Origin of the sequence: Streptomyces sp. NBC_00663, from assembly GCF_036226885.1 — a bacterium.
Lineage (GTDB): Bacteria > Actinomycetota > Actinomycetes > Streptomycetales > Streptomycetaceae > Streptomyces.
The window spans coordinates 739,604-762,212 of sequence record NZ_CP109027.1; the positions used below are offsets into that span (position 1 = coordinate 739,604).

Annotated in this window: 19 protein-coding genes; 4 read left to right on the forward strand and 15 right to left on the reverse strand. The window is 70.2% G+C overall.

Annotated features, from left to right (window positions below):
* Positions 1-20: 20 nt before the first annotated feature.
* The 7 genes from OG866_RS03470 to OG866_RS03500 form a co-directional block, all read right to left on the reverse strand.
* Positions 21-1,253 (reverse strand): sarcosine oxidase subunit beta family protein, encoded by a 1,233-nt coding sequence (locus tag OG866_RS03470; RefSeq protein ID WP_329331869.1) that lies wholly within the window; start codon positions 1,251-1,253, stop codon positions 21-23.
* A 22-nt stretch (positions 1,254-1,275) separates the two neighbouring features.
* Positions 1,276-2,136 (reverse strand): bifunctional methylenetetrahydrofolate dehydrogenase/methenyltetrahydrofolate cyclohydrolase, encoded by an 861-nt coding sequence (locus OG866_RS03475; RefSeq protein WP_329331870.1) that lies wholly within the window; start codon positions 2,134-2,136, stop codon positions 1,276-1,278.
* 13 nt (positions 2,137-2,149) lie between these two features.
* Positions 2,150-4,588 carry a GcvT family protein gene (locus OG866_RS03480; RefSeq protein WP_329331871.1) on the reverse strand — a complete coding sequence of 813 codons (2,439 nt, stop codon included), beginning with the start codon at positions 4,586-4,588 and terminating at the stop codon, positions 2,150-2,152.
* 181 nt (positions 4,589-4,769) lie between these two features.
* Positions 4,770-5,729, reverse strand: coding sequence for an ABC transporter substrate-binding protein (locus tag OG866_RS03485; protein WP_329331872.1), 960 nt, complete (start codon positions 5,727-5,729; stop codon positions 4,770-4,772).
* A 13-nt stretch (positions 5,730-5,742) separates the two neighbouring features.
* Positions 5,743-7,743 (reverse strand): ABC transporter permease, encoded by a 2,001-nt coding sequence (locus OG866_RS03490; RefSeq protein ID WP_329331873.1) that lies wholly within the window; start codon positions 7,741-7,743, stop codon positions 5,743-5,745.
* The gene (locus tag OG866_RS03495) at positions 7,743-8,831 is read right to left on the reverse strand and encodes a quaternary amine ABC transporter ATP-binding protein (protein ID WP_329343900.1); all 1,089 of its coding nucleotides are present in this window, start codon (positions 8,829-8,831) and stop codon (positions 7,743-7,745) included. Before OG866_RS03495 ends, OG866_RS03490 begins: the two co-directional genes overlap by 1 nt.
* A 17-nt stretch (positions 8,832-8,848) precedes the next feature.
* Entirely contained in the window at positions 8,849-10,318 is a 1,470-nt protein-coding gene (locus tag OG866_RS03500; protein WP_329331874.1) for an aldehyde dehydrogenase family protein, read from the reverse strand.
* A 218-nt stretch (positions 10,319-10,536) separates the two neighbouring features.
* On the opposite strand from OG866_RS03500, the gene purU reads away from it, so the two are divergent.
* A complete protein-coding gene (purU, locus tag OG866_RS03505; protein ID WP_329331875.1) occupies positions 10,537-11,418 on the forward strand; it encodes a formyltetrahydrofolate deformylase in 882 nt (293 codons plus the stop codon).
* 69 nt (positions 11,419-11,487) lie between these two features.
* Here purU and OG866_RS03510 read toward each other — a convergent pair whose 3' ends face one another.
* Both OG866_RS03510 and betA read right to left on the reverse strand, forming a co-directional pair.
* Positions 11,488-12,324, reverse strand: coding sequence for a 5,10-methylenetetrahydrofolate reductase (locus tag OG866_RS03510; RefSeq protein ID WP_329331876.1), 837 nt, complete (start codon positions 12,322-12,324; stop codon positions 11,488-11,490).
* A gap of 3 nt (positions 12,325-12,327) precedes the next feature.
* Complete coding sequence (betA, locus tag OG866_RS03515; RefSeq protein ID WP_329331877.1) at positions 12,328-14,004, reverse strand: choline dehydrogenase; 1,677 nt, start codon at positions 14,002-14,004, stop codon at positions 12,328-12,330.
* 202 nt (positions 14,005-14,206) lie between these two features.
* Here betA and OG866_RS03520 point away from each other — a divergent pair, with 202 nt between their 5' ends.
* Positions 14,207-14,953, forward strand: coding sequence for an IclR family transcriptional regulator (locus OG866_RS03520; RefSeq protein ID WP_329343902.1), 747 nt, complete (start codon positions 14,207-14,209; stop codon positions 14,951-14,953).
* A gap of 12 nt (positions 14,954-14,965) precedes the next feature.
* On the opposite strand, the gene OG866_RS03525 is transcribed toward OG866_RS03520, so the two are convergent.
* The 6 genes from OG866_RS03525 to OG866_RS03550 form a co-directional block, all read right to left on the reverse strand.
* On the reverse strand, positions 14,966-16,096 hold the full coding sequence (locus OG866_RS03525; RefSeq protein WP_329331878.1) for an aromatic ring-hydroxylating oxygenase subunit alpha: 1,131 nt from the start codon (positions 16,094-16,096) through the stop codon (positions 14,966-14,968).
* 91 nt (positions 16,097-16,187) lie between these two features.
* The gene (locus tag OG866_RS03530) at positions 16,188-17,345 is read right to left on the reverse strand and encodes an NAD(P)/FAD-dependent oxidoreductase (protein WP_329331879.1); all 1,158 of its coding nucleotides are present in this window, start codon (positions 17,343-17,345) and stop codon (positions 16,188-16,190) included.
* Positions 17,342-17,704 (reverse strand): bifunctional 3-phenylpropionate/cinnamic acid dioxygenase ferredoxin subunit, encoded by a 363-nt coding sequence (locus OG866_RS03535; RefSeq protein ID WP_329331881.1) that lies wholly within the window; start codon positions 17,702-17,704, stop codon positions 17,342-17,344. The genes OG866_RS03530 and OG866_RS03535 overlap by 4 nt, the downstream gene beginning before the upstream one ends.
* A 198-nt stretch (positions 17,705-17,902) precedes the next feature.
* Positions 17,903-18,535, reverse strand: a complete 633-nt coding sequence (locus tag OG866_RS03540; protein WP_329331882.1) for an MBL fold metallo-hydrolase — start codon at positions 18,533-18,535, stop codon at positions 17,903-17,905.
* Positions 18,535-19,620: an S-(hydroxymethyl)mycothiol dehydrogenase gene (locus OG866_RS03545; protein ID WP_329331883.1), complete on the reverse strand. Its 1,086-nt coding sequence runs from the start codon at positions 19,618-19,620 to the stop codon at positions 18,535-18,537. Before OG866_RS03545 ends, OG866_RS03540 begins: the two co-directional genes overlap by 1 nt.
* 138 nt (positions 19,621-19,758) lie before the next feature.
* A complete protein-coding gene (locus OG866_RS03550; protein ID WP_329331884.1) occupies positions 19,759-20,358 on the reverse strand; it encodes a YciI family protein in 600 nt (199 codons plus the stop codon).
* 80 nt (positions 20,359-20,438) lie between these two features.
* Between OG866_RS03550 and OG866_RS03555 the strand changes: the two genes are divergently transcribed.
* Together OG866_RS03555 and OG866_RS03560 are read left to right on the forward strand one after the other, a co-directional pair.
* Entirely contained in the window at positions 20,439-21,695 is a 1,257-nt protein-coding gene (locus OG866_RS03555; protein WP_329331885.1) for an MFS transporter, read from the forward strand.
* Between the two features lie 56 nt (positions 21,696-21,751).
* Positions 21,752-22,609: a fructosamine kinase family protein gene (locus tag OG866_RS03560; RefSeq protein ID WP_329331886.1), complete on the forward strand. Its 858-nt coding sequence runs from the start codon at positions 21,752-21,754 to the stop codon at positions 22,607-22,609.

Consider the following 22,609-nt stretch of genomic DNA (forward strand, 5'->3'; position numbering starts at 1 on the left):
TTCGGCTCCCTTGAGGATCCCTAGTGGGCCACCGCGGCGGCGCCGTGCTCGTCGACGAGCGCGCCGGTGGTGAAACGGTCGAGCGAGAAGGGGGCGTTGAGGGGGTGAGGGGTGTCGTGGGCGATGGTGTGGGCGTAGACCCAGCCCACTCCAGGCGTCGCCTTGAAGCCGCCTGTGCCCCAGCCGCAGTTCAGGTAGAGGTTGTCCACCGGGCTCAGGCCCACTATCGGGGACGCGTCCGGGCTGACGTCGACGATGCCGCCCCAGGTGCGCAGGACGTGGGCGCGGGCGAAGACCGGGAAGAGTTCCAGGGCCGCCGACATCTGCTCCTCGATGATGTGGAAGGCGCCGCGCTGGGTGTACGAGTTGTACGCGTCGATGCCCGCGCCCATCACCAACTCGCCCTTGTGGGCCTGGCTCACGTACACGTGGACCGCGTTGGACATGACCACCGTGGGGTGGACGGGTTCCAGGAGTTCGGAGACCAGGGCCTGCAACGGGTGGCTCTGGAGCGGGAGTTCTATGCCTGCCATGGCGGCGAGGACGGAGGTGTGGCCCGCCGAGCACAGGGCTACCTTGCCGGCCGCGATCGGGCCGAGTGAGGTCTGGACGCCGACCACCTTCCCGCCGACCACGTCCAGCCCTGTGACCTCGCAGTTCTGGATGATGTCGATGCCTGCCGCGTCCGCCGAGCGGGCGAGGCCCCAGGCCACGTGGTCGTGTTTGGCGATGCCGGCGCGCGGCTGGTAGGTGGCTCCGAGAACCGGGTAGCGCACGTCCGGGGAGGTGTTGACGATCGGGCAGACCTCGCGCACGCCGTCGGCGTCGAGCCACTCCGCGTCGACGCCGTTGAGGCGGTTGGCCTCGACGCGGCGCACGCTGTCGCGGACGTCCTGGAGGCTGTGGGCGAGGTTGAGGACGCCGCGCTGGCTGAAGAGGATGGGGTAGTCGAGGTCGTCCGCCAGGCCCTCCCAGAGTTTCAGCGCGTGCTCGTAGATGCCCGCGCTCTCGTCCCAGAGGTAGTTGGAGCGGATGATCGTGGTGTTGCGGGCCATGTTGCCGCCCGCGAGCCAGCCCTTCTCCAGTACGGCGACGTTGGTGATGCCGTGGTTCTTCGCCAGATAGTGCGCGGTGGCCAGGCCGTGTCCGCCGCCGCCGACGATGACGACGTCGTAGGACCGCTTGGGGGCGGGGTTGCGCCACAACCAGTCGGGGTGCTCGGGGAGTTCGGCGCCGGGGGTGCGGGGGCTCATCGGATGTCTCCGTTCGGCACGTTCATACGGTGTTCGCGTTCCTCTCCGCGGCCTCGACGACGTTGGCGAGCAACATCGCCCGGGTCATGGGGCCGACCCCACCGGGCATCGGTGCGACCCATCCGGCCACCTGCCGGGCGTCCGGATGGATGTCACCGACCAGGCCCTGGTCGGTGCGGGTGATGCCGACGTCGAGGACCGCCGCGCCGGGGCGCAGCATGTCTGCCGTGATCAGGCCGGGTGAGCCCGCCGCCGCGACGACGATGTCCGCCTCCCGTACGTGCCAGGCGAGGCCCTTGGTGCCGGTGTGGCAGAGGGTGACCGTGGCGTTCTCGGAGCGGCGGGTGAGGAGCAGGCCGATCGGACGGCCGACCGTGATGCCGCGGCCGATCACGCAGACGCGGGCTCCGGCGAGGGGGACGTCATAGCGGCGCAGGAGTTCCACGATGCCGCGCGGGGTGCACGGGAGTGGGGCGTCGACGCCGAGGACCAGGCGGCCGAGGTTGACGGGGTGCAGGCCGTCGGCGTCCTTGGCCGGGTCCATGCGTTCCAGTACGGCGTTGGCGTCCAGGTGCTTCGGGAGCGGGAGTTGGACGATGTAGCCGGTGCAGGCGGGGTCGGCGTTGAGTGCGTCGATGACGTCCTCGACCTGACGCTGGGTCGCGTCGGCGGGCAGGTCGCGGCGGATGGAGGCGATGCCGACCTGTGCGCAGTCGCGGTGCTTTCCGCCGACGTAGGCACGGCTGCCGGGATCGTCGCCGACGAGGACGGTGCCGAGGCCGGGCGGGCGGCCGGTGAGGGCGGTCGACTTGGCCACGCGCTCGGCGAGTTCGCGGCGGATGTCGGCGGCGGTCGCCTTGCCGTCGAGCAGCTGTGCGGTCATCGTCTTCCCTCGGTCAGCCACGGAGGCGGGACATGGTCGGGTCGAACAGGGGCTCTTCGGCGACGGTCGCTGCCACCCGCTGGTCGAAGTAGCCGATGTGCAAAGCCGTGCCGGGGGTGGCGAGTTCGGCCGGGAGCCAGGCGTAGGCGATGCCCTTGCCGATGGTGTAGCCGTAGGCGGCGCTGGTGACGTAGCCGACGGCGTGGTCGCCGTCGTAGACCGGCTCCTTGCCCAGGACGACCGAGCGCGGGTCCTCGATGGTGAGGCAGGTGAGCTTGCGCCGTACGTCGGTCTTGCGGCGCTCCAGGGCGGCCTTGCCGATGAAGTCGTCCTTGTCGAGCTTGACGGCGAAGCCGACGCCGGCCTCGTAGGGGTCGTGCTCGTAGGTCATGTCGGTGCCGAAGGAGCGGTAACCCTTCTCCAGGCGGAGGCTGTTGAAGGCGCCGCGGCCCGCGATGACACCGCCGAGCGGCTTCGCCGCCTGCCAGAGGGTGTCCCAGAGTTTCTGGCCCTGGTCGGCGGTGGTGTAGAGCTCCCAGCCGAGTTCACCGACGTACGACAGACGCATCGCGGTGACCGGGACGCTGCCGATGTAGGCGCGCTTGGCGCGGAAGTACTTCAGGCCGTCGTTGGTGAAGTCCTCGTCCGTCAGCGGCTGGAGGACCTTGCGGGCGAGCGGGCCCCACAGGCCGATGCAGCAGGTGCCGGGGGTGATGTCGCGGACCTGGACGGTGCCGTCGGCGGGGAGGTGGCGGGTGAACCAGTCGAGGTCGAGGTTGCCGTTGGCGCCGACCTGGAACTGGTCGCGGGCGAGGCGGGCCACGGTGATGTCGCTGCGGATGCCGCCGTCGTGGTCGAGAAGCAGGGTGTAGGTCACGGAGCCGACGGACTTGGCGACCTTCCCGGTGCACAGCCGTTCCAGGAACGCGCCGGCGCCGGGGCCGGTGACCTCCAGACGCTTGAGGGCCGTCATGTCGTACATCGCGACGGTCTCGCGGGTGACCTGGGCTTCGGCGCCGACGATCGGCGACCAGTACTGGGCGGCCCAGTCGTTCGGGGTGGGGATCGAACGGCCTGCCACGAGGCCCGCGTTGGCCTCGTACCACTGCGGGCGTTCCCAGCCGTTCGCCTCCAGGAAGAAGGCGCCGTGTTCCAGTTGACGGGTGTGGAAGGGGCTGGTGCGGATCGGGCGCGGCTTCCCGGAGGGCTGGAGGGGGTGGAGGATGTCGTAGACCTCGACGAAGTTCTGGCAGTCGCGGGCCAGGACGTACTCCGGGGAGAGCTGGTGCGGCTCGAAGCGGTTGAGGTCGCATTCGTGGAGGTCGAAGCTCGAGCAGTGGCCGTCGACCAGCCACTCGGCCATGGCCCGGCCGACACCCGCGGAGTGAGTGACCCAGACCGCCTCCGCGACCCAGAAGCCCTTGACGTCCGGGGACTCGCCGAGGAGCGGGAAGTTGTCGGTGGTGAAGGAGAACAGGCCGTTGATGCCCTCCTCGATCTTCGCCTCGCGCGTCGACGGGAGCAGGGACTGCGTCTCGGTCCAGGCGGGGTCGAAGTCGTCCTCGGTGAAATTCAGGACGGACGGCATCTCGGCGTTCTCGTCGAAGGCGCGGATGTCGTCGGCGGAGATCGGCATGGGGCGGTGGCCGTAGTAGCCGATGCCGATGCCGTCGTAGCGGTCGCGGTAGTAGAGGTCGGCGTCCTGGTGGCGCAGGATCGGGCGGACCGCCTCCTCGGTCTGGCCCGCGAGCGCCGGGACGGGGCCGGTCCAGGCGAGCTGGTGGGCCAGGGGGGTCAGCGGGAGGTTCATGCCGACCATGCGGGCGATCCTCGGGCCCCAGATGCCGGCGCAGCACACGACGATGTCGGCTTCCAGGTCGCCGTGGTCGGTGCGGACGCCGGTCACCTCGCCGTCGGTCCGCAGGATGTCGAGGACCTCGTGGCGGGCCAGGAACCGCACCCCGCGCTCGGTGGCCCGGCGGATCTGTGCCTCGACCGCGAGGACGGCCTTGGCGAGGCCGTCGGTGGGGACCAGCAGGCCGCCGAGGACCCGGTCCGGGTTGACCAGGGGGTGCTGCTCCAGGCACTCCTCGGGGGTCAGCAGCCGGGACTCGATGCCCCAGGCAGTGATCCAGCCGTGCCGGCGGTGCAGTTCGGCGAGGCGCTCGGGGGTGGTGGCCACTTCGAGGCCGCCGACCTGGAGGAAACAGGGCTTGCCGTCGACGTCGAGGGAGCAGAACTTCTCGACGGTGTACCGGGCCAACTCGGTCATGGTCTTGGAGGAGTTCGTCTGGAAGACCAGGCCCGGGGCGTGCGAGGTGGAGCCGCCGGTCGCCGGGAGCGGGCCCTGGTCGACCACGGTCACCTCGGTCCAGCCACGCTCGGAGAGCTCGTCCGCAACGGCCGCGCCGACAACGCCCGCTCCGATGACGACCACTCGGGGTCCCGCCATTGCCGCACCTCCGGTTCAGTTGCTTTCTACGCAACGTGATTCAGGTTGCGCAACTCAATGTGCCTGTCCCGCAGGTGGGTGTCAAGAGCCCGGTGACGTGCGGAAACGCGGCACGGAAAACAGGAATGCCCGGTGGGCGGCGCACGTCCTGCGCGCCGCCCACCGGGCATCCGTCAAGGAGTTACTTGATCCAGGCGTCCACCTTGGCGCGGTTGGCCTCGACCCACTTCTTCGCCGCCGCCTCGGGCGTCATCTTGTCCACGGCGATGTACTTCGCGACGGTGTTCTGGTCGTCGTTGGTCCAGTTGAAGTTCTTCACCAGGTCATAGGCGGGGCTGCCGGACTTGGCGAACTTGGCGCTCACTATCTTGTCCAGGTCGTACTCGGGATAGTCGCAGGCGACCTTCTCCGCGTCGGCGTCACAGCCGTCCTTGTAGGCCGGCAGCGCGACCTTCTTCAGCGGCACCTCGGACAGGAACCACTGCGGCTCGTAGAAGTAGCCGATCACCCATTCCTTGTTCTTCTCCGCCTTGCGGAAGGCCTGGATGAGCGCGGTCTCGCTGCCCGCGTACACCACCTTGAAGTCCAGCTTCAGGTTCTTCACCAGCGCCTCGTCGTTGGTGACGTACGAGGGGTCGCCGTCGAGGAGCTGGCCCTTGCCCCCCGACTCGGAGGTCTTGAACTTCGCCGCGTACTTGTCGAGGTTCTTGTAGTCGAGGATGTCGGGGTGGGCCTTCGCCAGCCACGGCGGCACGTACCAGCCGATGATGCCCTTGTTGCCGGTGGAACCGGCCTCCACGGCGGTCTTCTGGTCGGTGATGTACTTCTTCTTCAGGTCGGGATGGCCCCAGTTCTCCAGGACGGCGTCGACCTCGCCGGTCCCGAAGCCCTGCCAGGCGATCTCCTCCTTGAGGTCCTTGGAGTCGACCTTGCACTTGAGGTCGTTCTCCGCGACGTACGCGACGACGGCCGCGTCCGCCTCGTAACCCACCCACGGGTTGACCGCGAGGTTGAAGGTGCCGCACTTGCCGGACTCGCCCGAACCGGCGCTGTCGTCGCCGACCTTCGCGCCGCCGCAGGCGGTGAGGGCCAGGCCCAGGACCGCTGCGCCGGCCGCTCCGGCTCGCCAGTGTCTTGCCATGGTGTGGTGCTCCTTATGCGCTGGTGCGGCGAGCCGCCGCCTGAGTGATCCGGTCGAACATGACACCGAGCAGCACGATGGCGAGCCCGGCCGCCAGGCCCTTGCCGTACAGCTGTCCCTGGGAGAAGCCGGCCACGACGTCGTAGCCGAGGGCGCCCGCGCCCACCAGGCCGCCCACCACGACCATCGACAGCACGTAGATCAGGCCCTGGTTGGTGGCGAGGGTCAGCGCGCTGCGGGCCATCGGCAGCTGGACCTTGGTGATGATCTGCCAGGTGTTGCAGCCCGCGGCGGTGGCCGCCTCCACGGTGGTGGCGGGCACGTTCCGCACCCCGTCCGCGATGATCTTCATGGCGACGGGGGCGGCGTAGACGACGGCGGCGACGATCGCGGTGAAGCGGGTCGCGCCGAACAGCGCGAGGAACGGCACGAGATAGACGAACGGCGGCATGACCTGGGCCGCGTCCAGGGTCGGCCGCAGCACCCGGTCCACCAGGGCACTGCGGCCCATCCAGACGCCGAAGACGATGCCGAGCAGCATCACGAGCACCGTGGCGACGGCGGTGGACGCCAGTGTCGTCATGCTGTCCGACCAGACGCCGGTGCCGACGAGCAGACCCACGCACACCGCGGTGGTGACTCCGGCCCGCCATCCGCCGAGGACGACGCCGATCCCGATCAGGGCCGCGCCGACGAGCCACCACGGGGAGTCGGTGAGCAGCGACTGGAACGGATTGAGCAGACCGTTGGTGAGGGCGTCCCGGAACGCGTTGGTGAGGCCCGACAGGTTGTCCTGCGCCCAGGTGGTCACGTCGTCCGCCGCGCTGCGGATGGCGGTGCCCGTGTCGCCCTCGCCGGGGAACTCGGCCGCCCACACATAGGTGTGCGAGAGGTAGCCGAGGACCACGGCGACCGCAGCTCCCGCGCCCAGCAGGGGGCGCCGCCAGGCCAGGATGCGGTTCTTCGAACGCCGGGCCGCCTCCACGCGTCCGGCCGCCGCGGTCGTCACCCGGTCGAGCACGATGGCCATGACGACGATGGCCAGACCCGCGTTGAAGGCGGTGCCGACATCGAGCGACTGGAGCGCCTGGAGGACGGTCTTGCCGAGCCCCGGCGCATCGATCAGGGCGGCGATGGTGACCATGGCGAGGGCGGCCATGATGGTCTGGTTGACGCCCATGACGACGGTCCGCTTGGACATCGGCAGCAGCACCTTGGTCAGGGACTGCCGTCGGGTGGCGCCGAGCGAGTCGGCCGCCTCCACCGTGGTGTGCGGTACGGAGCGGATGGCGTGCGCGGTGATGCGGATCGCGGGCGGGGCCGCGTAGATGAGGGTGGCGATGTTGGCGGACGCGGGACCGATGAGGAAGAACAGGGTCATCGGGGCCAGGTAGACGAAGGTCGGCATCGTCTGCATGAAGTCCAGGAACGGCGTCAGGATGCGGTTGAACCGGTCGGACAGCCCCGCCCAGACACCGAGCGGAATCGCGAACAGCAGGGCCACGAACACCGCGGAGACGGTGAGTGCCAGGGTGTCCATGCTCTCCTGCCACAGCCCCTGGAGGCCGAGGAAGGTGAAGCCGGCGACCGCGAGCAGGGCGACGCGCCAGTTGCCGACGGCCCAGGAGACGTAGCCGGTGATGCCGACGACGCCGAGCCAGCCGATCTGCGGGAGGGGCCGGTCGCCGGTGGGCTGCGAGATCAGCCCCTGCACGAAGGTCACCAGGCCGTCGATGACGAGGCGGATCTCGTTGAAGAAGTACAGGAAGAGCGGGTTGGAGTTGCGGTCCGCGCCGATGGAGTCGTTGACGTCGTTGAACCAGCGGTGCAGATCGGTCAGGTCGGCCGCGGCCAGCGTGAGGGTCTGCTTGCCGCGCAGCACCACGAAGAGCAGGAGCCAGACGACGAGGATCGCGGCGATCACCATGGACCGGCTGATCCGCCGCTCGGCCTTGACCGGCGGGGCTTTCTCGACCGTCCCGGTCCTCTCCGGTTTCTCCATGACGACGGTCATCAGGCGCCGCCCTCCTGCCCGGCGACGACGGCGAGGATCTCCTCGTCGCCGACGATGCCGAGCAGTTTGCCGTTCTCGACGACCTTGACCGGCCGGTCGGCGGCAAGGACGGCCCGGGTGGCCTCCTTCACCACGACGTCCGGGCCGAGTTCGGGTCCGTCGAGTTCGTCGCCGTCCTCGGGGGCGCGCATGATCCAGCGCAGGGTCAGGACGTCGCCGCGCGGCACGTCCTTCACGAACTCCCTCACGTAGTCGTCCGCGGGGGCGCCGACGAGTTCGTCACCGGTGCCGCACTGGACCATCTTGCCGTCGCGCATGATGAGGATGCGGTCGCCCAGCTTGAGGGCCTCGGAGAGGTCGTGGGTGATGAACACCATGGTCTTGCCGACCTCGTGGTGCAGCCGGATGACCTCGTTCTGCATGTCCCGGCGGATGAGGGGGTCGAGCGCCGAGAACGGCTCGTCGAAGAAGAGGACGTCGGGGTCGCCGGCCAACGCCCGGGCCAGGCCCACGCGTTGCTGCATACCGCCGGAGAGCTGGTCGGGGTAGGAGTTCTCGTAGCCGGCGAGGCCGACGAGTTCGACGACCTCCTGGGCCCGCTTGTTCCGCTCCCGCCTGCCCATGCCCCGGATCTCCAGGCCGAACGCCACGTTGTCGACGACCCGACGGTGGGGCAGCAGACCGAAGTGCTGGAAGACCATGGAGAACTTGCGCCGGCGCAGCTCGCGCAGGCGGGCCGCGTCGGCCTGGCGGATGTCCTCCCCCTCGAAGACGATCTCGCCCGCCGTCGGTTCGATCAGCCGGGTCAGACAGCGCACCAGCGTGGACTTGCCGGAGCCGGACAGTCCCATGACGACGAACACCTCGCCGGGCGAGACGTCGAAGTGGACGTCGCGTACGGCGGCGGTGCATCCGGTGCGGTCCATGAGCTCGCGGCGGGACAGCCCGCACAGCTCCTCGGAGTCCGGGACCTGGTTGGCCTTGGGTCCGAACACCTTCCACAGCCTGCGCACGGAGATGACCGGGGTGGAGCCCGAGTCCTGGGGCGTGCCGCGCCGCTGCGGCACCTCGGTCTGTGTGGTCACGATCGACCTCTTTTCGGCGTTCAGCCGCGGAACCAGTGCTGCGGCCGGGGTTGGATGTTCTGCCAGATGTGTTTGGGCTCTCGGTACTCGTTCAGGCCGGTCGGTCCCAGCTCCCGGCCCACGCCCGAGTGCCCGAAGCCACCCCATTCCGCCTGCGGCACATAGGGGTGGTAGTCGTTGATCCACACCGTGCCGTGACGCAGCCGGCGGGCGACCCGCTGGGCCTTCCCGGCGTCCTGGGTCCAGACGGCGCCCGCGAGGCCGTACTCGGTGTCGTTGGCGATACGGACGGCGTCGTCCTCGTCGGTGAAGCGCTCGACGGTCAGCACCGGCCCGAAGGACTCCTCGTGGACGACCCGCATGTCCTGGGTGCACGCGTCGAGGACGGTCGGCGGGTAGTAGTGGCCGCTCGCGAGCGCCGCGTCCGTGGGGCGTTCGCCGCCGCAGCGCAGGACCGCGCCCTCGGCGAGGCCCGCGGCGACGTACGCCTCGACCTTGGCCAGGTGCTGGGCGGAGATCAGCGCGCCGGTCTCGGCCTCGGGGTCGAAGGGGCCGCCGAGCCGGATCTGGCGGGCGCGCCGGACGATCTCGTCGACGAGGCGGTCGTGCAGGGAGTCCTCGACGATGAGCCGGGCGCCGGCCGAGCAGACCTGGCCCGAGTGCAGGAAGACCGCGGTGAGGGCGAAGTCGACGGCGGTCTCGAAGTCGGCGTCGGCGAAGACCACGTTGGGGTTCTTGCCGCCGAGCTCCAGCGCGACCTTCTTCACGGTCGCGGCGGCGGTGGCCATGATGCGCTTGCCGGTCTCCACACCGCCGGTGAAGGAGACCAGGTCGACGGCCGGGTCCTCGGAGAGGGGTGCGCCGACCTCGGGGCCGGTGCCCAGGACGAGGTTGGCGGCGCCGGCCGGAAGTCCGGCCTCCTCCAGTGCCTTCATCAGCAGGACGGAGGTGGAGGGGGTGAGTTCGCTGGGCTTGAGAACGATCGTGTTGCCCGCGAGCAGCGCCGGGGCGACCTTCCAACTGGCCTGCAACAGCGGGTAGTTCCAGGGGGTGATCAGCCCGCACACCCCAACGGGCTCGTAGACGACGCGACTTACGGCGTCGTCGCGGCCGGTGTCGATGACGCGCCCGGCGTCGGTGCCCGCCAGTCCGCCGTAGTAGCGGAAGCAGGAGACGACGTCGGCGATGTCGTACTCGCTCTCCACGAGCCGCTTGCCGGTGTCCAGGGACTCGGCGCGGGCGAACTCCTTGGCGTCGCGCTCGATCAGATCGGCGGTGCGCAGCAGCAGTGCTCCGCGCTCCGGTTCGGGGGTGCGCGGCCAGGGGCCCTCGTCGAAGGCGCGGCGGGCCGCGGCGATCGCCGCCTCCGCGTCCGGACGCGTTCCTTCCGATACGGCCGCGACCAGCGTGCCGTCGGCGGGACATCGGAGGTCCCGGTGCCCACCGGACACCGGGTCCCGCCATTCACCATCCACATACAGGTCTGCCACGCGCCGAGCCTTTCAAGGGAAGTTCGTTGCGCATCGTGCACCCGATTGCTTGTGGTGGAACACCCTGGCGAATGTGCAGACATACGTCAAGGGGTTCGCCGATGACGATTCGGCACGGGGCCCCATGGGTCCCGATCTCTTGACCGAGGACCCCTCCGACGCCAACCATGTTGCGTATCGCTCACCTTGTTGTGCCATACGCACCGTCGGAGGCTGATGTGCCCACCCCGTCCCCCAGGCCCCGGCCCGGTCGCGAGTACGTGCTCACCCTGTCCTGTCCCGACCACGCCGGTCTGGTCCACGCGGTGAGCGGCTTCCTCGTGCGGAACTCGGGCAACATCCTGGAGAGCCAGCAGTTCGACGACCGGCTCCAGGGCCGTTTCTTCATGAGGGTGCACTTCGACGTTTCGGACCCGGACGCGGATCTGGAAAACCTGCGTTACCGGTTCGGCCCCCTCGCCCAGGCCCACCACATCACCTGGACCCTGCGGGACGCGTCGACCCCGACCCGGACACTCATCATGGTGTCGAGGTACGGACACTGCCTGAACGACCTGCTCTTCCGCCGGCGCACCGGCGCGCTGAACATCGAGATCCCCGCGATCGTCTCCAACCACCGGGACTTCGAGCGGCTGGCCGACACCTACGGCATCCCCTTCCACCACGTCCCCGTCACCAGGGACACCAAGGCCGAGGCGGAGGCCCGACTGCTGGAACTGGTCCGCGAGTTGGACATCGACCTCGTCGTCCTGGCCCGCTACATGCAGATCCTCTCCGACGACCTCTGCAAGCAGCTCGAAGGCCGCGCCATCAACATCCACCACTCCTTCCTCCCCAGTTTCAAGGGCGCACGACCCTACGAGCAGGCCTACGACCGCGGAGTGAAGCTCGTGGGCGCGACGGCGCACTATGTGACGCCCGACCTGGACGAGGGCCAGATCATCGAGCAGGACGTGGTCCGGGTGGACCACTCCCTCGACCCGGCCCGGCTCGTCACGGTCGGGCGGGACGTGGAGGCGCAGGTACTCGCGCACGCGGTGAAGTGGCACAGCGAGAGCCGGGTCATGGCGGACGGCAACCGCACGGTGGTCTTCCGCTGAGCGACGCCGGTGAGGGGACGGTCCGGAGCTCCGGCCCGTCCCCTTTGTATACGGCTTCCGGTACGGGCTTCAGCCGCCCAGCCGCTCCATCAGCGCCCGCCGCCACGCCTCCGTCTCGGCGATCTGGTTGAAGGTGAACAGGTGCAGCCCCGCCACCCCCGCGCAGGGCCGGGTGAGCGCCTCCTCGGCGCGGCCGAGCAGCTTCTCCGGTGAGTAGCCGCCGGGCGCCGCGAACCGCACGAACCAGGACGCGTGCCGGGTCAGGAACCGCGTCGACTCCCCCACCCCGATCTTCGTGGCCATCGCCAGCAGCTTCGCCCGCTGCACGGGACCTGCGACCCCCACGTGCACGGGCAGGGTCACGTCCCGGCCCCGTATGCGCGCGATCCACTCCCCCAACACCCGTGGGTCGAAGCAGAGGTTGCTGACGAGGTACGTGGCGTGCTCGCGCTTGTCCCACATGGCCTGGATGGTGAGGTCGTCGTGGATGAGGGGGTGGCTCTCGGGGTAGCCGGTGATGCCGACGTGGGTGAACGGGTCGCCGAGTTCGCTCAGCTTGCGCAGCACGGGCAGCGCCCCCTCGTAGGGGCCGACGGGCGGGTCCGCGTCGCCGGCCGGGACGAACACGTCGTCCACCGCGGCCTCGCGGAGCCGGGAGGCGACCTCCTTCAGGTGCACCTCGTCCCGCAGCAGGCGTGCGGGCACGTGCGGGACGACCCGGTAGCCGTGCCCGGCGAGCCGCTCGGCCAGGGCGAGCGTGGGCTCCAGTCCCTTGACCGGGGAGGCCGTCACGGTGACGACGACATCGCGCGGAACATGGGCGAGGACCTTGTCCTCGGTCGCCTTCGCGGGCAGCACCTCGTAGCGGACGCTGTCCAGCAGCGCCCGGAGTCCGACGGCGGCCAACGTCTACCCGACCTGCTTCTGGGCGTCACGGTGGCGGTAGTACGCGGCCTTGGACGGCGCGAGCGGTTCCTTGCCGAGGATCAGGTCGGCGGCCTTCTCGGCGACCATCATCACCGGGGCGTAGATGTTGCCGTTGGTGACGTACGGCATGACCGAGGCGTCGACCACGCGCAGGCCCTCCACGCCGTGCACCCGCATGCTGGTCGGGTCGACGACGGCCCTCTCGTCGGTGGCGGGCCCCATCTTGCAGGTGCAGGAGGGGTGCAGGGCGGTCTCGCCGTCCTTGGCGACCCACGCGAGGATCTCCTCGTCCGTCTCGACGGACGGCCCGGGGGAGACCTCCCCGTCGTTGTAGGGGGCGAGGGCCGGCTGGTTGAGCAGCTTGCGGGCGACCCGGATCGCCTCGACCCACTCGCGCCGGTCCTGTTCCGTGGAGAGGTAGTTGAAGCGCAGCGCGGGGTGTTCGCGCGGGTCCTTGCTCTTGATCTTCACCGAGCCGATCGCGTCGGAGTACATGGGCCCGACGTGCACCTGGTAGCCGTGGCCGCCGGCCGGTACAGAACCGTCGTAGCGGACCGCGATGGGCAGGAAGTGGAACATCAGGTTGGGGTAGTCCACGTCCTCGTTGCTGCGCGCGAAGCCGCCGGCCTCGAAGTGGTTGGTGGCGGCCGGGCCCTTGCGGAAGAGCCATTGCAGGCCGATGAAGGGGGCGCGCCACTTCGCCAGGTACGGCTGCATGGAGACGGGCTGCTTGCAGGCGTACTGGATGTAGACCTCCAGGTGGTCCTGCATGTTCTCGCCGACGCCGGGGAGGTCGTGGACGACGTCGATGCCGAGGGCGCGCAGCTCGTCCGCGTTGCCGACGCCGGAGAGCTGGAGCAGCTGCGGGGAGTTGATGGCGCCGCCGCAGAGGACGACTTCCTTGGCGCGGACCTGCTGGAGGGCTCCCTTGCCGCGCTGGTACTCGACGCCGACGGCCTTCTTGCCCTCGAAGAGCACGCGGGTGACCAGGGCCCGGGTCTTCACCGTGAGATTGGGCCGCTTCCGTACGGGCTTGAGGTACGCCTTCGAGGCCGACAGCCGGCGTCCGCGGTGGACGTTGCGGTCGAACTTGGCGAAGCCCTCCTGCCGGTAGCCGTTGACGTCGTCGGTGGGGGCGTAGCCGGCTTCCTCGGTGGCCTTCTGGAAGGCGGTGAAGAGGGGGTTGGTGGCGGGGCCGCGTTCCAGGACGAGGGGACCGTCGTGGCCACGGAACTCGTCGTCCGGGTCGGCGGCCAGACAGTTCTCCATGCGCTTGAAGTACGGCAGGCAGTGGGCGTAGTCCCAGGTCTCCATGCCGGGGTCGGCGGCCCAGCGCTCGTAGTCCATGGGGTTGCCGCGCTGGAAGATCATGCCGTTGATACTGCTGGAGCCGCCGAGCACCTTGCCGCGGGCGTGGTAGACGCGCCGGCCGCCCATGTGGGGCTCGGGCTCGGACTCGTACTTCCAGTCGTAGAAGCGACTGCCGATCGGGTAGGTCAGCGCCGCGGGCATGTGGATGAAGACGTCCCACGGGTAGTCCGAGCGGCCGGCCTCCAGGACCAGCACCCGGTTCGCCGGGTCCGCGGAGAGCCGGTTGGCCAGCGCACTGCCGGCCGAACCGCCACCGACGATGACGAAGTCGTATTGCAGGGGAGCCATGGTGCCTCGTCTCGCTCGCGCCGTAGATACGCGAGGCATGCTAGTACCAGTATCGCTATACGCACTAGGTTGCGAACCACGCAACTTAATGGGTCTCGGTTTCGACGTCGTTACTTGCAGCGCTGTTGTTTACTACGCGTATAGTTTTGTTGTGAGCAACTACAGCACTGACACGGAAACGTCGAATTCACAGGCCGGCGGAGTGCAGTCGGTGGACCGCGCCATCAGCGTCATGGAGATCCTCGCCCAGCGCGGCGAGGCGGGCGTCAGTGAGGTTGCGGCCGAGATCGACGTCCACAAGTCCACCGCCTTCCGCCTGCTGGGCGCCCTGGAGGCCCGCGGTCTGGTCGAGCAGGCCGGCGAGCGCGGCAAGTACCGGCTCGGCTTCGGCATCGTCCGGCTGGCCGGCGCGGTCACCGGACGTATCGACATCACCCAGCAGGGCCGCCCGGTGTGCGAGCGCCTCGCCGAGGAGATCGGCGAGACGGTGAACATCGCCGTCATGCAGGAGCACTACGCGATCAACCTGTACCAGGTGCGTGGTCCGGGAGCCATCACCGCGCACAACTGGGTCGGACAGCTGACCCCGCTGCACGCCACGTCGAGCGGCAAGATCCTGCTGGCGCACCTCCCCGCCCAGGACCGTGCGGACCTGCTCGCCGAGGCCGGCCTGAAGAAGGTCACCTCGCGCACCATCACCGCGAAGACGAAGCTCGAGAAGAACCTCGCCGAGGCCCGCGAGCGGGGTTACGCCTGGACGCTGGAAGAGCTGGAGATCGGTCTGCACGCCATGGCCGCCCCGGTCCGCAACCGGGACGGTGACGTCATCGCCGCGCTCAGCGCCTCCGGACCCTCGTACCGCTTCACCGAGGAGCGGCTGCACGAGCTCTCCCCGGTGCTGCTGAAGGGCGCGGAGGAGATCAGCCACCGCATGGGCTACCTGGGCTGAGCCGGCCCGCGGTCATCGCTGGGGGTTGCCCAGACGCTCGTTGACCCAGTCGTGGAAGGCCCCGATGTGGTGCTCGCTGGGCACCAGGACGCCGCCCTTGGCGTACATCCGGGAGCTCATCCCGGGCTGGGTGCGCTCGCACGCCTCGAAGTCCTGCCGGTTGACCCGGTCGAAGAGCTCGACGGACCGGCTGACGTCCTTGCCGCTCTCCACGACATGCGGCAGATAGAGCCAGTCGCACTCGACGATCGTGCGGTCGACGGCCACCGGGTACATCCGGTGGAAGATCACATGGTCGGGCACGAGGTTGATGAACACCTGCGGCCTGACCGTGATCGCGTAATAGCGGCGGTCCTGGTCGTCGGCGACGCCCGGAATCCGGTCCAGGCCCTCGGAGCCGTCGACGGTGAAGCCCCGCACCTCCGCGCCGAACTCGGCGCCGTGCCCCACGTAGTACTGGGCCGCGTACCCGTCCGCGAACTCCGGGAGCACCTCGGTGAGTTCGGGGTGGATGGTGGCGCAGTGGTAGCACTCCATGAAGTTCTCGATGATGAGCTTCCAGTTCGCCTTCACGTCGTAGACGATCCGTTTGCCCACGGAGAGATGGTCGATGTCGTAGTGCTCGATCGACTCCACGTCACCGAGCCGGCCGACGATCTCGCCGATGACCTCGTCCTCGAAGGAGGGCGGGTTCTCCGCGAGGCAGACCCACACATAGCCGAGCCATTCCCGGACGGCCACGCTGACCAGGCCGTACTCGGTGCGGCCCACATCGGGCATCTTGGTCAGGTTGGGCGCGGCGACGAGCTTGCCGTTCAGGTCGTAGGTCCAGGCGTGGTACGGGCATTGGAAGGCCCGTTTGACCTCGCCGGTCTCCTCCGTGCAGAGCTTGGCCCCGCGGTGCCGGCACACGTTGAAGTAGGCGCGGATCGACTGGTCGCGCGCGCGGGTGACGAGGATGCTCTCGCGGCCCACGTCGACGGTGCGGAAGGCGCCGGGCCTCGCCAGCTCCGAGGAGCGGGCGACACAGAACCACATGGTCTCGAATATGTGCTCCTGTTCCTGGGCGAAGATCCCGGGATCGGTGTAGGAGGAGCCGGGGAGGGTGGCGATCAGGCTGTCCGGCAGGCTGGTCGAGGTCACGGTGCACTCCTCGGAGAACGTCGTGGATCGGTCATTCACGCGCCGGCTACAGCGACTCCGGACGGCGTAGGTATGGGTACGAGAAGAGGCGTCAAGCTGTCGCGAGTTGCTTGCGCCAGCGGGTGAACAGCCGCGGCTGGTTCATCCCGAGGACGGCGACCGGCTGCCCGGCCCGCCGGTAGACGGCCAGGACGTCGCGGTCGTCCACGGCGCCCTGTTCGACCGTCACGCTGTCGGCGCCGGCCGCGTGACCGGCGAACTGGATCCGCACGCCGTACTGGTCCGACCAGAAGTACGGCGGCCTGGGCGTGCCCGGCTCGACCGCGCCGCCCGCGAGCAGAGTGGCCACGGCGGCGGCGGGGCGTTCCAGCGCGCCCGTCCAGTGCTCGACGCGGCGATGGGCGCCGGCGCGGGGGTCGTACCAGTTGGCGCAGTCGCCGACCGCGACCACACCGGCCAGGCTGGTGCGCCCGTCGGCACCGCACTTGACGCCGTTGTCGAGCGCGACGCCGGATCCCTCCAGCCACTCGACGCAGGGCCGTGCGCCCACCCCGACGACGACGATGTCTGCGGGGAGACTGCGGCCGTCCTCCAGCAGGACGGCGTCCACCTTCCGCTCCCCGCCGAGCCCCTTGACCCCGACCCCGCACAACAGCCGTACGCCGTGGTCGGTGTGGAGGCCGGAGACGACGGCGCCCATGGTCTCGCCGAGAGGTCCGGCGAGCGGTGTGGAGGCCACCTCGACCACCGTCACGTCGAGGCCGAGGGCGTACGCGGTGGAGGCGACCTCGGCGCCGATGAAGCCACCGCCGATCACCACCAGCCGTCCGCCGGCCGCCAGTTCGTCGCGCAGGGCGCGGGCGTCGTCCAGGGTCCGCAGGGTGTGCACGCCCGCCAGGCCTTCGCTGCCGGGCAGGCCGCGCGCGGCGGCCCCGGTCGCGATGACGATGCCGTCGGCGCGCAGTGCGCGGCCGTCGGCGAGCCGGACCGCCCGCTCGGTGCGGTCGAGCCCGGTGGCGCGGGCGCCGAGCAGCCACTCGACGCCCAGTTCCTCGTCGTCCGTCTCCAGGGCCAGGTCCGCCTCGCCGAGGGTGCCGGCCAGGAACTCCTTGGACAACGGGGGTCGGTCGTACGGGCGGTGGAGCTCGTCGCCGACGACGACCAGCCGGCCGTCGTAGCCCTGCTTGCGCAGCGAGCGTGCCGCCGACAGTCCGGCCAGCGAGGCGCCGACCACGGCCACCGTCCTCACGCGGGACCCCCGGCGAGCCGGGCGGCCACGCAGGGCGGCAGGTTGGGGGCGTCGGTAGAGAGCCGTACGTAGATCATGCCGTCCTCGACGGCGACCTCGTGGGTCCGCACCGGGAGCTTGGCCGGCGGGGCGTCGACCGCGCCGGTGCGCAGGTCGAACTTCGAGGCGTGCAGCGGGCATTCCACCTCACAGCCCTCCAGCCAGCCGTCGGCGAGCGAGGCGTCCTGGTGGGTGCAGGTGTCGTCGATCGCGAAAAGCTCGCCCTCATCGGTGTGGAAGACCGAGACCGGCGGATCGATGTCGAGCCTGGTGGCCTCACCTCGCGGCAGATCCGCGAGACGGCACGCGGGAATCATCATGACACCTCGGTGCGTATAGCGAAACGGATTGCGGTTAGCGCAACGTCAGTCTGCGGGCCGCTCCGAACCGTTGTCAAGGCGTCCAAAAGGCCTGGTTCCAACGGTTCTCACGGCCTGCCTCCAGGCAGCCCGAAGCGCCCGAACCACCTGCGGAAACAGGCGGAACGGGCGCCGTACGACAGCGTGCGGACGGGCGGTTCAGAAGCCGCGGTCGATCCACTCCTCAAGGTGCGGCGCCTCGGCGCCGACCGTGGTGGTGTCCCCGTGTCCGGTGTGCACGACCGTGTCGCCCGGCAGCGCGAGCAGCCGGTCCCGGATCGACTCGATGATCGTCGGGAAGTGGCTGTACGACCGTCCGGTGGCCCCCGGTCCGCCGGCGAACAGTGTGTCGCCGCTGAAGAGGGCCCCCAGAGCGGGGGCGTGGAGGCAGACCGCTCCGGGAGCGTGTCCTGGCGTGTGCAGCACGGTCAGCTCGACGCCGGCCACCGTGAGCCCCTGGCCGTCGGTCAGTTCGGCGTCCGGCGCCCGGTCGGGGTGGGTCTGTTTCCACAGCGGCAGGTCGTCCGGATGCAGGAGGACCGGGGCGCCCGTGCGCTCGGCGAGTTCGGGGGCGGCGTCGATGTGGTCGTTGTGCGCGTGGGTGCACACGACGGCCGTGAGCCTGCGACCGGCGAGGGCCTCGACGATCGCGTCGGCGTCATGGGCGGCGTCGATGACGATCGCCTCGGTGTCGTCGCCGACGATCCACACGTTGTTGTCGACGTCCCAGGTGCCGCCGTCCAGCGAGAACGTCCCCGAGGTGACGAGGCGTTCGATGCGGGCACCGGGCATCAGAGGACCACCACCGAGCGCAGGACGTCGCCGTCGTGCATCCGCTCGAAGGCCTTCTCCACCTCGTCGAGCGCGATGGTCTCCGTGACGAAGGCGTCCAGGTCGAGCCGGCCCTGGAGATAGAGGTCGACGAGCATCGGGAAGTCGCGGCTGGGCAGGCAGTCGCCGTACCACGAGGACTTCAGCGAGCCACCGCGGCCGAAGACGTCGAGCAGCGGCAGTTCCAGCTTCATCTCCGGGGTCGGCACGCCGACGAGGACGACCGTGCCCGCGAGGTCACGGGCGTAGAAGGCCTGCTTGTAGGTCTCCGGACGCCCCACCGCCTCGATGACGACATCGGCGCCGAAGCCGCCGGTCAGCTCACGGACCGCTTCGACCGCGTCGGTCTCGCGCGAGTTGACCGTGTGGGTCGCGCCCAGCTTCCTCGCCGTCTCCAGCTTGCGGTCGTCGATGTCCACCGCGATGATCCGCGCGGCGCCCGCGAGGTTCGCCCCGGTGACGGCCGCGTCGCCGACGCCGCCGCAGCCGATGACGGCGACCGTGTCGCCGCGACCGACATTGCCGGTGTTGATCGCGGCGCCGATGCCCGCCATCACCCCGCAGCCGAGCAGCCCGACGGCGGCGGCCGACGCGGCCGGGTCGACCTTGGTGCACTGGCCCGCCGCGACCAGCGTCTTCTCGGCGAACGCGCCGATGCCGAGCGCGGGCGACAGCTCGGTGCCGTCGGTCAACGTCATCTTCTGCTCGGCGTTGTGCGTGTTGAAGCAGTACTGAGGACGCCCACGCAGACACGCCCGGCACTGCCCGCACACCGCACGCCAGTTGAGGATCACGAAGTCACCGGGCGCGACATCGGTGACGCCCTCCCCCACCGACTCGACGACACCCGCCGCCTCGTGCCCCAGCAGGAAGGGGAAGTCGTCGCTGATGCCGCCCTCGCGGTAGTGAAGGTCGGTGTGGCACACCCCGCAGGCCTCGATCTTCACCAGCGCCTCGCCGGGACCCGGGTCGGGCACGATGATCGTTTCCAGGCTGACGGGGGCACCCTTCCCCCGCGCGACGACAGCACGGACCTGGTGCGACATGGCCACTCCTCGGCTGGTACGAGACTCGAGTCAGACTGTTGCTCATTACGGCACTCATCTCATGTGCCGCAACACAGCATCGTGGAGCGTCGACCCGGGGTCAAGGACTCGGATCCGCCGAATACGCCCCCCTCCGTCCTACCGGCGTCCCCCGAACTCCCAGTCATGGATCTCGACGCTCTCGTACAGCCCCGCCCGGGCGTACGGCTCGTCCGCCATCAGCGCCTCTGCGGCGGCCCGGTCGGCGAGCTCCACCAGCAAGGCGCTGCCCAGCCAGGTGACACCGTCCTCGCCCAGCAGCGGCCCGTAGGCGATCAGGCGGTCGCGATAGCCGTCTTCGAGATACCGGCGCTGTGCCGCGTCCAGTAGCCCCAGATCCGCGGTCGCGTCCGCCCCGCCCTGCGCGAGGATCAGGAACCGGCTGAATCCGGCCGTCGTCCCCGTGTACTCCCACATGGTCCGGCCCAGCGTGTTCCGCCACCGGCGGATCAGCACGTCCCGATAGACGCCCGCCTTGTAGTTGGGCTCCTCGAACGCGAACGTCCGCGCAGCAGCCGCGTCAGGCAGGTCGACGATGTGCATGCTGCCGCTCACACCCTCGCCCTCGGCCGGGAACGTGGGTCCCCGCGCGATCAGCTCCTCGGCATAGCCGTCCATGAAAGTCCAGTGGTCCTCGGTCAGTTGCATGCGCAGATCGAGGGAATCGGCCCGGTCACGGCAGTAGACGAAGTACTCCATGTCACTCCTCAAGAAGGTCGTCCGTACGAGATGGCCGGTTCGGATCGCCACCCCGTGTCGATCTTCTAGTGTCCGTGGCCATGACACGCCCTACGCCCCCTTCGCCGTTGTGGCGTGACCAACGCTTCCTCCTGCTGCTGTCCGCCCTGGTCGTCTCCGTCCTGGGCAACGGTTTTGCCCGGGTGGCACTGGCCTTCGCGGTGCTCGCGCTGCCCGGGGCGAGTGCGGGACGCCTCTCGCTGGTGCTGGCCTGTCAGGCGTTGCCGCAGCTGGTGTTCGTCCTGCTGGGCGGGGTGATCGCGGACCGGATGTCGCGGTCGCGGCTGATGGTCCTGGCGGACGTCCTGGGCACCTTCGCCTACGCGGGCCTGGCCGCGATGGTGCTGAGCGGTCACGCCCCGACGGCGGGCATGTGCCTGCTGGCGGTCGCCGCCGGAACGGCCACCGCGCTGTTCGCCCCCGCGATGGACGGCCTGGTGCCGCTGCTGGTCCCGGCAGAGCGCCTGCAACGGGCCAACGGTCTGCTGCGGATGGGCACCAATGCCTCCCTGCTGCTGGGGCTGGCGTTGTCCGGGGTGACGGTGGCCCTCGTCGGCGCCGGGTGGGCGCTCGCGCTCAACGCCGCGTCCTTCGCGGTCAGCGCCGCGCTCACCGCCCGCCTCCCGGTGGCCTCGCGACCGCGCGGCAAGACCTCCGGCTGGGCCGAACTCCGCGAAGGATGGCAGGAGTTCGCCTCCCGGCAGTGGCTGTGGGTCGTCGTCGCCCAGAGCGCGGTCGTCGTCGCCGCGCTCAACGCCAACGTCGGGGTGCTTGGGCCGCTCACGGCCGACCGGCACCTCGGCGGGGCACGCGCCTGGTCGGTCGTGGTCGCCGCCCAGGCCGTCGGGACGATCGGCGGGGCGGGGCTGGCCGCCCGGGTGCGGGTGCGCCGCCCGCTGCTGGTCGCCGTGCTGTGCATGTTCCCGGCCGCCGTGCCGATCTCGCTGCTCAGCGCGCGGGCCCCGGTGTGGGTGATCGCCACGGCCATGTTCACCGCCGGGGTCGCCAGTGACGTGTTCGGCGTGCTGTGGGCCACCACCGTGCAACGCGAGATCCCCGAGCACCTGTTGTCGCGCGTCAGCTCCTACGACTGGTTCGGCTCCCTCACTCTCGCCCCGCTCGGCCTGCTCGTCGCCGGGCCTGTGGCAGCCGCCGTGGGCATCGGCCCCGCCCTGGCCGGCTGCTCGGCCCTGGTGGTGCTGGCCACCGCCGGGGCGCTGCTCTCACCGCAGGTCCGGACCCTGCGTTCCCCGGCGGGCAGGGTGTCGGCGGACTCCCTGGAAGGCGCCGGTTCCTAGACTCGTGGGCCGGATGCGAGGGAGGTCGGCATGGTGCTGGACGCGGAGTCCGACGTATGAGCGGTGAACGGCCCGAAGCCGTGGCGGCCCGTCTCACCGGGCGGGACGCGGTGTCGTGGCGGCGGCTCACCGGGGCGGTCACCGAAGTCGTCCTCGACGACGGGCCGGTGGTCGTCAAGGACGCCGGAAGCGCGGGGGCGGCACGTGCCGAGGCCGCGGGGCTGGAGTGGCTCGCCGCCGCCGATGCGGTGAGCGTGCCGCTGGTGCATGGGCGGGAGCGGCAGTGGCTGGTCACCGGATCCGTCCCGCAGGGGCGGCCGGAGGCCGCGGCGGCGCTGCGGTTCGGCCGTGCGCTGGCCGCGCTGCACGCCACCGGTGCCGATGCCTTCGGCGCCCCACCGCCGGGCGGACCGAAGGACGCGTACATCGGCGCCGCCCCGATGGGCAACGTGCCGGGCGACGACTGGCCCGACTGGTACGCCCGGTACCGGGTGCTCCCCTATCTGCGCCGGGCGGTCGACGACGGGACCCTGCGGGCCGCCGAGGCCGCCTTGATCGAGCGGGTGTGTGAGCGCGTCGGGCAGCTGGCCGGCCCCGCCGAGCGGCCCGCGCGGCTGCACGGCGACCTGTGGAACGGCAATGTGCTGTGGGGCGCCGACGGACAGGTCTGGCTCATCGATCCCGCGGCACACGGCGGGCACCGCGAGACCGACCTGGCCATGCTCCAGCTCTTCGGCTGCCCGTGCCTCGCCGAGGTGCTGGAGGGTTACGAGGACGCCGCGCCGTTGGCCGCCGGGTGGCGGGAGCGGGTGGGTCTGCACCAGCTCTTCCCGCTGCTGGTGCACACCGTCCTGTTCGGCCGCTCCTACGCCGAACAGGTCCTCGCCGTGGCCCGCCGGTACGCCGCCGGCTGA

Bases quoted from the DNA above. Each gene is read 5' to 3' on its own strand.
- OG866_RS03470 (WP_329331869.1), bottom strand. From the start codon at position 1,253: ATGAGCCCCCGCACCCCCGGCGCCGAACTCCCCGAGCACCCCGACTGG.
- OG866_RS03475 (WP_329331870.1), bottom strand. From the start codon at position 2,136: ATGACCGCACAGCTGCTCGACGGCAAGGCGACCGCCGCCGACATCCGC.
- OG866_RS03480 (WP_329331871.1), bottom strand. From the start codon at position 4,588: ATGGCGGGACCCCGAGTGGTCGTCATCGGAGCGGGCGTTGTCGGCGCG.
- OG866_RS03485 (WP_329331872.1), bottom strand. From the start codon at position 5,729: ATGGCAAGACACTGGCGAGCCGGAGCGGCCGGCGCAGCGGTCCTGGGC.
- OG866_RS03490 (WP_329331873.1), bottom strand. From the start codon at position 7,743: ATGACCGTCGTCATGGAGAAACCGGAGAGGACCGGGACGGTCGAGAAA.
- betA (WP_329331877.1), bottom strand. From the start codon at position 14,004: ATGGCTCCCCTGCAATACGACTTCGTCATCGTCGGTGGCGGTTCGGCC.
- OG866_RS03535 (WP_329331881.1), bottom strand. From the start codon at position 17,704: ATGATGATTCCCGCGTGCCGTCTCGCGGATCTGCCGCGAGGTGAGGCC.
- OG866_RS03540 (WP_329331882.1), bottom strand. From the start codon at position 18,535: ATGCCCGGTGCCCGCATCGAACGCCTCGTCACCTCGGGGACGTTCTCG.
- OG866_RS03545 (WP_329331883.1), bottom strand. From the start codon at position 19,620: ATGTCGCACCAGGTCCGTGCTGTCGTCGCGCGGGGGAAGGGTGCCCCC.
- OG866_RS03550 (WP_329331884.1), bottom strand. From the start codon at position 20,358: ATGGAGTACTTCGTCTACTGCCGTGACCGGGCCGATTCCCTCGATCTG.
- OG866_RS03555 (WP_329331885.1), top strand. From the start codon at position 20,439: ATGACACGCCCTACGCCCCCTTCGCCGTTGTGGCGTGACCAACGCTTC.
- OG866_RS03560 (WP_329331886.1), top strand. From the start codon at position 21,752: ATGAGCGGTGAACGGCCCGAAGCCGTGGCGGCCCGTCTCACCGGGCGG.